The organism is Brevundimonas sp., assembly GCF_031082345.1.
GTDB lineage: Bacteria > Pseudomonadota > Alphaproteobacteria > Caulobacterales > Caulobacteraceae > Brevundimonas.
The window spans coordinates 1-3,388 of the sequence record NZ_JAVHLH010000286.1; the positions used below are offsets into that span (position 1 = coordinate 1).

At 72.2% G+C, this 3,388-nt stretch carries 4 protein-coding genes; 1 reads left to right on the top strand and 3 read right to left on the bottom strand.

Annotated features, from left to right (window positions below):
- Nucleotides 1–1,684 (top strand): ATP-binding protein (locus RDU12_RS14105; protein ID WP_308685249.1); only part of this gene is annotated, 1,684 nt, incomplete at its 5' end.
- 2 nt (nucleotides 1,685–1,686) lie between these two features.
- Here the strand turns inward: RDU12_RS14105 and RDU12_RS14110 are convergent.
- The 3 genes from RDU12_RS14110 to RDU12_RS14120 are packed head-to-tail and all read right to left on the bottom strand — an operon-like array spanning nucleotide 1,687 to nucleotide 3,193.
- Complete coding sequence (locus tag RDU12_RS14110; protein ID WP_300292933.1) at nucleotides 1,687–2,199, bottom strand: periplasmic heavy metal sensor; 513 nt, start codon at nucleotides 2,197–2,199, stop codon at nucleotides 1,687–1,689.
- On the bottom strand, nucleotides 2,196–2,633 hold the full coding sequence (locus tag RDU12_RS14115; protein ID WP_308685255.1) for a hypothetical protein: 438 nt from the start codon (nucleotides 2,631–2,633) through the stop codon (nucleotides 2,196–2,198). Before RDU12_RS14115 ends, RDU12_RS14110 begins: the two co-directional genes overlap by 4 nt.
- Nucleotides 2,630–3,193, bottom strand: a complete 564-nt coding sequence (locus RDU12_RS14120) for an RNA polymerase sigma factor (RefSeq protein WP_308685256.1) — start codon at nucleotides 3,191–3,193, stop codon at nucleotides 2,630–2,632. Before RDU12_RS14120 ends, RDU12_RS14115 begins: the two co-directional genes overlap by 4 nt.
- Between the last annotated feature and the right edge of the window lie 195 nt (nucleotides 3,194–3,388).

A 3,388-nucleotide genomic window follows, 5' to 3' on the forward strand; every position in this document is an offset into this window, starting at 1 on the left:
CGGCGCCCTGCTGGACGACGCCGTGGTGCTGACGGCGCCGTTCATCATCGGGGTGCTGGTCCTGCTGCTGGCCCTGCTGCAGCAACGCAAGGAGGCCGGGATCAGCCGGGAGTGGGCCGCGTCCGAGCGTCGCTTCCGGGGCGCGGTCGAGGCGGCGCGGTGCGGCGTCTGGGACTGGGATCTCGAGAGCGGCCAGATCCTGCTGTCCGACTATATGGCCGACCTGATGGGACTGGAGCGCACCGGCTCCGTCACGGCGGAAGCGATGATGGAGCGCATCCATCCCCGGTACCGCGACGCCGTGAATCACGCCCTGCGCCAGGCCGAAACCTTCGGCGCCTTCGAGGTCAGCTTCCCGGTGCCGGACGCCCAGGGCCGCGCGCGCTGGATCGACGCCCGGGGACAGGCGCGCGGCGAGCGCAGCGAGGAGGGCTTCACCTCGATCCTCGGCATCGCGCTGGACACCACCGAGGCGCGCCGGGCCAAGGCCCACGCCCAGGCCGCCGAGGGACGGCTGCGCGACGGCATCGAGAGCGTATCTGACGCCTTCGTCCTGTTCGACCGCCATGGCCGCCTGATCCTGTCCAACCACGCCTTCCAGGACGCTTTCAGCTTCGAGCCGGGCGTGGTCCGAAAGGGCGCGCTGAAGGCCGACCTTAACCGCATCGCCGCCCTCGCCATCAAGTCCGAGCACCCGGCCGCCGGCGGCCGCGCCGGGGCCCGGGAGGTCGAGCTGCACGACGGCCGCTGGCTGCAACTGGTCGAGCGCTTCACCTCCGAGGGAGGGTCGGTGGTCTCGGCGGCGGACATCACCGCCATCAAGCAGAAGGAGGCCGAGCGCCAGCGCGCCAGCGAGCGGCTGCACGCCACCATCACCGAGCTGGAGGATCGCGAGGAGAAGCTGTCGCTGCTGGCGCGCAAATACGAGATCGCCATGACCCGGGCCGAGGCGGCGAACCAGGCCAAGTCCGAGTTCCTGGCCAATATGAGCCATGAGCTGCGCACGCCGCTGAACGCCATCAACGGCTTCTCCGAGATCATGGCGGGCGAAATGTTCGGGCCGCTGGGCGACCCTCGCTACAAGGGCTATGCGGCCGACATCCTGCGTTCAGGCCAGCATCTGCTGAGCCTGATCAACGACATCCTCGACATGGCCAAGATCGAGGCCGGCAAGCTGACGCTGCACTATGAGGCGGTGACGCTGAAGGAGATCGTCGACGACGCGGCGCGGCTGATGCGCGGCCGGGTCGAGGAGGCGGGGCTGAAGCTGCTGGTGGACGCGCCGGACCTGCCGACCATCGAAGCCGACCATCGGGGTCTGAAGCAGGTTATGCTGAACCTGCTGTCCAACGCCGTGAAATTCACCCCGGAGGGCGGCGACATCGTCGTCACCCTGTCGCGCGAGGATGACGACCGCGTCCGTGTGGCCGTCACCGATACGGGCATCGGCATCGCCGCCGAGGATCTGACCCGCCTGGCGCGGCCGTTCGAGCAGGTCGAGGGGCAGCATTCCAAGACCACCCAAGGGACCGGCCTCGGCCTGGCGTTGACCAAGGCGCTGATCGAGTTGCACGGCGGGACCCTGACGCTGGAGAGCGAACCGGGGCGCGGAACCACGGTCAGCTTCGACCTGCCGATTCGTCGCCCGCAGCAGGCGGCGGGGCGCCAGGCGCAGGCGGCCTGACGTCAGTTCCCGGCGCGCGGGCCGGCGGCCCGACCCTTGCGATCGCCCTTGTCACGCACGACCGTCCGGCCGCGGCGGGTGAGAATCTCCGACAGGGCGGCGCGATCGTCCGGCTCCAGCGTCGCCAGAACCGCCACGGCGTCAGCCTCGAGCCGGGCCCGGCCGCGCAGTTCGGCGGCGCGGGATTCGTCGAGCAGGGTGGAGACCCGAGCGGGATCGAAATTGGTGGAGCGAACCAGGGCCGTCGCCTGACGCCGCTTGAGCCGGGCCTCCTCGAAGTCCGGTCGGGCCTCCCGGGCCGAGGCGCGCAGGGTGTCGCGCACGCCTTCCCGCACGGCCGGGTCCAGTCCCTCGACCACCGTCATGAAGGAGCGGTCGCGGGGCGCACGGTGCTGGGCCTCGATGCGGCGCTCGACGTCCGCCCGGCCTACAAGCAGGGTGGCCCCGGCCGCGAGGGCGAACAGGTTCAGCGCCACCGAGGCGGCGAGGGCGATCTTGAGGCTTCTGGCGTTCAACCGAGCACCTCCGTGTCGTCGACCCCGAGCAGGGAGGACTGGTACAGTACGGCGTCGGCCTGCGCGTCGGCGGTGACGTGGCCCGTCAGCATCACGCCCGCGACCACGCCGGCGCAGGTCGCCACGGCCCAGCCCGCGCCGAAGGCCAGCGACAGGCGATCGATCCAGACCCGCCCGGCGCGCCCGGCCCGGCCTCCGGCCGAGGCGGCGGCGGCCAGCACCCGGTCGCGCAGCGCCATGGAGACCTGCGGCGTCGGCGAGCGATGCAGCAGGGCGTCGACCGTATCAGCCTCGGACAGAGCCGGGGCCGACACGTCCGCATGGGCCGCGGCGAAGGCCTCGGCCGCCGCGCGTTCGCCTTCCGGCCAGCGCCGGCGGTCGGCGCCATAGGCGGCCACGAGGGCGAGGAAGCGTTCCGCCGTCATCACGTTCATACTCCTTCGGCGTCCGGCCGGTGCTCGGCCAGCGCCAGTCGCAGCGCCCGCCGTCCGCGTGACAGCAGGCTTTCCAGGGCCTCGATGCTGATCTCCATCAGCCCCGCGGCCTCGATATTCGACAGGTCCTGATAATGGCACAGCACGATGGCCTCGCGCTGCCGATCGGGCAAGCGGGCGAGAGCGCCGTTGACGGCGGTCCCGACGTCGGCGGCCAGCAGCCCGCGATCCGGCGCCGGGCCCTCGTCGCGCCGGTCCGGGAGCGCGTCGGTTGGAACCTCGCGCCGGCGCCGCAGCCGGTCGTAGCAGAGGTTCAGCGCCACCCGGTGCAGCCAGGTGTCGAAGCGGGCGCGGCCGGGAACCCAGCGCGGCGCCTGGCGCCACGCCCGGACCATGGCCTCCTGGGCCACGTCCTCGGCCTCGACCGGGTCGCCGAGCATGCGCTGGGCGAGCGCCAGCATGCGCGGCAGCTTGCGCGCGACCATGGCCTGGATGGCCGCCGGATCGCCCTGACCCACGCGGCGCACCAGGTCCTCGTCGGGGTCGGCGAAGGTCGCCATCCGGCCTCGTGCGAACGTTGCTGCAAGGCCGGTGAGGTCGAGGACCGCCGCGCCCGTCATCTGCTTACTCCGAAGCGGGCGCCGAAGGCGACGGTTGTTGCGCGCGATGGGCGGCGTGGCGGGCGCCCATGCGCTCGTGGCGATGTCCGCGGCGGTCGGCGCGGGCCGCCTGACGCTCCGCCGCCGTGACGTAGC